The sequence below is a fragment of the Acidovorax sp. KPB24-03 genome (assembly GCF_057546605.1).
This window is the reverse complement of sequence record NZ_BAAJYR010000220.1, coordinates 1-5,802: the sequence shown is the minus strand read 5'-3', so window position 1 is coordinate 5,802 and position 5,802 is coordinate 1. Positions and strand designations below refer to the sequence as shown.

Annotated in this window: 4 protein-coding genes and 1 pseudogene; 4 read left to right on the top strand and 1 reads right to left on the bottom strand. The window is 65.4% G+C overall.

Features of this window, described 5'->3' with window-relative positions:
• From gspN to AC27KI_RS17605, 3 genes are all read left to right on the top strand, one after another.
• The coding region (gene gspN / locus AC27KI_RS17615; protein WP_487114995.1) for a type II secretion system protein N at positions 1-442 on the top strand (442 nt) is incomplete at its 5' end.
• A 4-nt stretch (positions 443-446) separates the two neighbouring features.
• Positions 447-2,798, top strand: coding sequence for a type II secretion system secretin GspD (gene gspD / locus AC27KI_RS17610; protein ID WP_487114993.1), 2,352 nt, complete (start codon positions 447-449; stop codon positions 2,796-2,798).
• A 412-nt stretch (positions 2,799-3,210) separates the two neighbouring features.
• Entirely contained in the window at positions 3,211-4,572 is a 1,362-nt protein-coding gene (locus AC27KI_RS17605; protein WP_272567432.1) for a GspE/PulE family protein, read from the top strand.
• Between the two features lie 173 nt (positions 4,573-4,745).
• Here AC27KI_RS17605 and AC27KI_RS17600 read toward each other — a convergent pair whose 3' ends face one another.
• Positions 4,746-5,231 (bottom strand): CZB domain-containing protein, encoded by a 486-nt coding sequence (locus AC27KI_RS17600; protein WP_284429847.1) that lies wholly within the window; start codon positions 5,229-5,231, stop codon positions 4,746-4,748.
• Positions 5,232-5,445: 214 nt separating this feature from the next.
• Here AC27KI_RS17600 and AC27KI_RS17595 point away from each other — a divergent pair.
• A pseudogene (locus AC27KI_RS17595) lies at positions 5,446-5,802 on the top strand (MsnO8 family LLM class oxidoreductase); the annotation flags it as partial.

The window sequence follows — 5,802 nt, the reverse complement described above, 5'->3', positions numbered from 1 at the left end:
CGGTGCCCGCGTGACCGTGGCCGACGGCCGCAGCCAGTGGCCGGCCGCCGTGCTGGCCGGCCTGGGCACGCCCTGGAATACGCTGCAGCCGCAGGGCCAGCTGGCCCTGGGCACGCAGAGCCTTTCGTTCGACTGGTCCGCCGGCCGCCTCGTGGTGGACGGGCAGGCGCAGGTCGATGCGCTGGACATGTCCTCGCGCCTGTCCACGCTGCGCCCCATGGGAAGCTACCGGCTGGTGCTGCAGGGCGGGCAAGCGCCCACCCTGGCGCTGTCCACACTCGACGGCGCGCTGCGCCTGTCCGGCAGCGGCCAGTGGGTGGGCCAGCGCCTGCGCTTCACCGGCGAGGCCACCGCGGCGCCCGAGCGCGAGGGTGCGCTGGCCAATCTCCTCAATATCATCGGGCGGCGCACCGGCGCGCGCTCCATCATCACCGTGGGTTGACCCTATGACTTCCTTGACTTCGCAACGCCTGCGGTTCGCACTCCACGCTTTGGCCGCAGGGGCCCTGCTGGCCTGCGCGGGCGGCACGCTCCAGGCCCAGACGGCCGTGGGCACCGGCACCAGCAGCGTGCGCGCCGGCGAGCCGGTCACGCTGAACTTCGCCAACGCCGAGATCGAGGCCGTGGCACGCACCATGGCCACCATCACCGGCCGCAACGTGGTGGTGGACCCGCGCGTGAAGGGCCAGCTCACCCTGGTGACCGAACGCGCGGTGACACCCGCGGCCGCCTTCCAGCAGTTCCTGGCCGCGCTGCGGCTGCAGGGCTTCACGGTGGTGGAGGCCGCGGGCCTGTACAAGGTCGTGCCCGAGGCGGATGCCAAGCTGCAGGCCGGCAGCGTGAACGTGTCGGAAAGCGGCCTCGGCGGCACGCGCGGCGGCGGGCAGATCGTCACGCAGATCTTCAAGCTCAACTTCGAGAACGCGGCCAACCTGGTGCCGGTGCTGCGCCCGCTCATCAGCCCCAACAACACGATCAACGTGAACCCCGGCAACAACTCGCTGGTGATCACCGACTACGCCGACAACCTGCAGCGCCTGGCGCGCATCGTGGCGGCCATGGATGTCTCCAACGCCAGCGACGTGGAAGTGATCCCGCTGCAGAACGCGCTGGCCACCGAACTGGCGCCGCTGGTGTCGCGCCTGCTGGAGGGCAGCGGCACGGCCGCCGGGGCCGTTCCGGCCGTGGCCCAGGGGCAGTCGGACACGTCGTTCCGCACCACGCTGCTGGCCGAGCCGCGCAGCAACTCGCTCATCCTGCGCGCGGCCAACCCGGCGCGCTTGGCGCTCGTGCGGTCGCTGGTGCAAAAGCTCGACCAGCCCGCCACGCCCGGCAGCAGCGCCGCGGGCGGCAACATCCATGTGGTGTACCTCAAGAACGCTGACGCCACCAAGCTTGCGGCCACGCTGCGCGCGGCGCTGTCGGCGGCCACGGGCAGCGGGTCTTCGGGCTCGGGCACCACCTCCAGCGCGCCCACCGGCTCGGGCCTGGGCTCGACCGGGCTGACGGGCGGCATGTCGCAGACCGGGGGCAGCAGCTCCATGAACAACAACTCCACGTTCGGTGGGAGCAGCAGCAGCGGCGGCGGGCTGGGCAGCAACGCCAGCAGCGTGGGCAACTCGTCCAACAGCAACCAGCCTTCCACCGGCGGGCAGATCCAGGCCGACCCGACGACCAACTCGCTCATCATCTCGGCGCCCGAGCCGCAGTACCGGCAGCTGCGCGCGGTGATCGACCAGCTCGACGGCCGGCGTGCCCAGGTGCTGGTGGAAAGCCTGATCGTCGAAGTCGCCGCCAACAAGGTGGCCGAGTTCGGCATCCAATGGCAAGGCTTGGTGGGCAACACGGGCAGCGGCACGGTGGGCGTGATCGGCACCAACTCCACGCAGGGCGGAAGCCCCAACATCATCAACCTCGCGCTGGCGGCGGCCAGCGGCAACTCGACCAGCATCGCCTCGGCGCTCACCTCCAGTGGAAATAGCCTGGGCAACGGCCTGAACGTGGCCATTGCGCCCCGCATCAACGGCAATTACTACCTGGGCGCGCTGGCCAACTTCCTGGAGAACACGGGCGATGCCAACGTGCTCTCCACCCCGAACCTGATGACGCTGGACAACGAGGAGGCCCAGATCATCATCGGCAACAACGTGCCATTCGTGACCGGCTCCTACGCCAACAGCACCGGCAGCAGCACCGTCAACCCTTTCACAACCGTCGAGCGCAAGGACGTGGGTTTAGTCCTGCGTGTGCGACCTCAAATTAACGAGAATGGAACCGTAAAGCTTACGCTTTACCAAGAAATCTCCAAAATCTCTCCAGAATCGGTCGGGAATTCAAACGGCCCAAGCACAAGCAAGCGGTCTATAGAATCTACGGTTTTGGTAGATGATAATAATATCATCGTCTTAGGCGGACTTCTGGAAGACAGTTATTCACTGAAGCAAGATAAAGTTCCTCTGGCGGGAGATCTACCTTTTGTAGGCGGACTTTTCAGAAATGAGAGCCGTACTCGGCAGAAAACAAACTTAATGGTCTTTCTAAGACCCGTCATCATAAGAGACTCCGTCACTAACGCCAATTTGGTGACGGATCGATATGAAGCCCTACGCACACTGCAACAGCAAATGCAACCGAAACCAAGTGCAGTTATGCAAGGAGTTTCAGCGGCGCCGATACTCGCCCCACTTCAACCAATGGTACCCGCAAACAATTCCGATAGCCAAATAAACATCAAAGGAGGCTCACCAAGAGAAAATCAAAATCAACCATTTAATATTCAACAACAGGAGGTAAAATGAAGATACGCAATATATTTGCAGCATTGGTAGTCACTCTTGGGTCATCTGCATACGCTCAAGACTCGGTGGATTATGTCGTTTTTTGTGGGGCTGGCCAACCACCAGCAGGATGGGCACTGACATCGATCACGTACAAAGCATCTACTACACCTCGCTGTCAATCAAATTATATTTTTACTTGGGTAGATGCAAACAAATATCCTATTGGAAGTCAAATCACTGTGTGCGGCCTCACCAATTTACAAAATTGGTGGCCCATAAAGTACATTCCAAATAATCCTGGAGCATCAGCACCTTGCGCCGGGGCCGGTGCATATCGATATTTGATAGAGAAGAGAGGTTAATTAAAAAGGAAGTTCATAATAAGAGTTAATTTCCTAAAATGAACTTCCTATTAAATTAACTAACAAAAATGCGCCACCCGCTTCCCTACGCCTTCGCGCGCACCGCCCAGCTGCTGCTCGAGGACGACGGCCAGACCACCGTGCTGTGGCACGGCCCCGCGCCCGATGCCGGCGCCCTGTCGGAGGTGCTGCGCAAGTACGCCGTGCGCGAGCTCATGCCGCTGGACGCCCACGGGCTGGCGCAGCGCATCAGCGCGGCCTATTCGCAGGGCGAGTCGAGCGCGGCAACGGTGGTGAGCGAGGTCGAATCCGATGCCGACCTCTCGCGCATGATGCAGGAGCTGCCGGCGGTCGAAGACCTGCTGGAATCGGCCGGCGATGCGCCCATCATCCGCATGCTGAACGCGCTGCTCACGCAGGCCGCGCGCGACGGCGCGAGCGACATCCACATCGAGCCCTACGAGCGCCACTCCAGCGTGCGCTTTCGCGTGGACGGCACCCTGCGCGAGGTGGTGCAGCCCAACCGCGCACTGCACGCCGCGCTGATCTCGCGCCTGAAGATCATGGCCGACCTGGACATCTCGGAAAAGCGCCTGCCGCAGGACGGCCGCATCAGCCTGCGCCTGGGCACCCGCGCCATCGACGTGCGCGTGTCCACCCTGCCCAGCGCCCATGGCGAACGCGCCGTGCTGCGCCTCCTGGACAAGAGCGAGAGCAAGCTGAGCCTGGAGGCCGTGGGCATGCAGGGCAACACCCTGCGCCGCTTCGACAGCCTGATCCACCAGCCGCACGGCATCATCCTGGTGACCGGGCCCACGGGCTCGGGCAAGACCACCACGCTGTATGCCGCGCTCGGCCGCCTGGACGCGGCCAGCAGCAACATCATGACGGTGGAAGACCCCATCGAATACGAGCTGCCGGGCGTGGGCCAGACGCAGGTGAACGCCAAGATCGACCTCACCTTCGCCAAGGCCCTGCGCGCCATCCTGCGCCAGGACCCGGACGTGATCATGATCGGCGAAATCCGCGATTTCGAGACCGCGCAGATCGCCATCCAGGCCTCCCTCACCGGCCACTTGGTGCTGGCCACGCTGCACACCAACGACGCCGCCAGCGCCGTCACGCGGCTGACCGACATGGGCGTGGAGCCCTTCCTGCTGTCCAGCTCGCTGCTCGGCGTGCTGGCCCAGCGCCTGGTGCGCAAGCTCGATCCGTCCGACCCCAGCGGCTACCGCGGCCGCACGGGCGTGTTCGAGATGCTGGTGGTGGACGACACGCTGCGCGCGCAGATCCACAACCAGTCTTCCGAGGCCGACCTGCGCGCCACGGCCCTGGCCGGCGGCATGACGCTGATGCGCGACGACGGCGAGCGCCTGGTGCGCGCCGGCATCACCAGCCCCGAGGAAGTGCTGCGCGTTACGCGGGACTGAGCGGGCAGGCACGCCAGAAAGCGCCACGGCGCGAAGCATCGATCGCTATTATTTTAATAGCACGATGCCCTAGTACTGATTGCGCTGGCGGCCTATTCGGCCCCAATCGCCATCGGCGACCAGGGCAGGTCGGAGTCTGAAGGTGGCCGTGCCTGTCGCCGGGCCGCTCCGCTTCAGCGCCCCAGCCCGCGCTTGAGCTCCTTGAGCAGCAGCACCACCTGCTTGGACGCGTGCTGGCAACCCTTGAACGCCTGCTGCGCCAGTGCCATGTCGCCCGCCTCGGCGTGCCGCACCAGGTCCGCCGCCTGCTGGTGGAAATGGCGGTGGCGCCGCGCCATCATGTCGAAGGCCGGAAAGTGGCCCAGCGCGATGCGCCCGTCCCCCTGCAGCCACTGGCCCAGTTCCGAGCAGCCGTCGTCCTGGATCACCTCGGGCCGCAGCCGCTCGTCGCGCGCGCCCTGCAGCACCTGCTCCAGCCAAGGCAGCCAGCGCTCGTGGCTGGCAATGGCGGCGTCGATGTCGATCTCGGCCAGCAGCTTGGCGGCCTCCTCGCCCATCACCACCAGTTCGCTGGCGTTGCTGTCGGGCAGCGAGGTCCAGTCGTCTTCCACGGCCTTGCCATCCGCCCGCGGCGTGAACAAACGGCTGAAAAATCCCATGGCTTCCTGGTCTTGGTGCGTGCCCCGCTCGGCCACGCCGCGGACTGCGGCGATGCAGGGGACAGGGACGGCGGCGCCGTCATAGCCTGGGATTATCGACGCTGGCTCAGCCATCGCCAAACTTGGCATTCGCGGCGCCCCGCATGGCGCGCCTAGCACCGAACCGATGGCCGCGGGCGAGCACAGGTTTGGCCGGCGCCCCACAATCGTTTGCATGACCTCTACGCAACGCCCCACGCAACGATTCCCCGCTCTCTCCATGCTCGATCTGGTGGCCGTTCGCGAAGGCGGCACGGTGGCCGAGGCCCTGCAGATCGCCGTGCGCACCGCCCAGCATGCCGAATCGCTGGGCTTTTCGCGCTACTGGCTGGCCGAACACCACAACATGCCCGGCATCGCCAGCTCGGCCACCGCCGTGCTGGTCGGCCACATCGCCGGCGCCACGCAGCGCATCCGCGTCGGCTCGGGCGGCATCATGCTGCCCAACCATGCGCCGCTGGTGGTGGCCGAGGCCTTCGGCACGCTGGCCGAGCTGTACCCGGCCGCATCGACCTGGGCCCAGCGGCCGAGC

Bases quoted from the DNA above. Each gene is read 5' to 3' on its own strand.
- gspD (WP_487114993.1), top strand. From the start codon at position 447: ATGACTTCCTTGACTTCGCAACGCCTGCGGTTCGCACTCCACGCTTTG.
- AC27KI_RS17605 (WP_272567432.1), top strand. From the start codon at position 3,211: ATGCGCCACCCGCTTCCCTACGCCTTCGCGCGCACCGCCCAGCTGCTG.
- AC27KI_RS17600 (WP_284429847.1), bottom strand. From the start codon at position 5,231: ATGGGATTTTTCAGCCGTTTGTTCACGCCGCGGGCGGATGGCAAGGCC.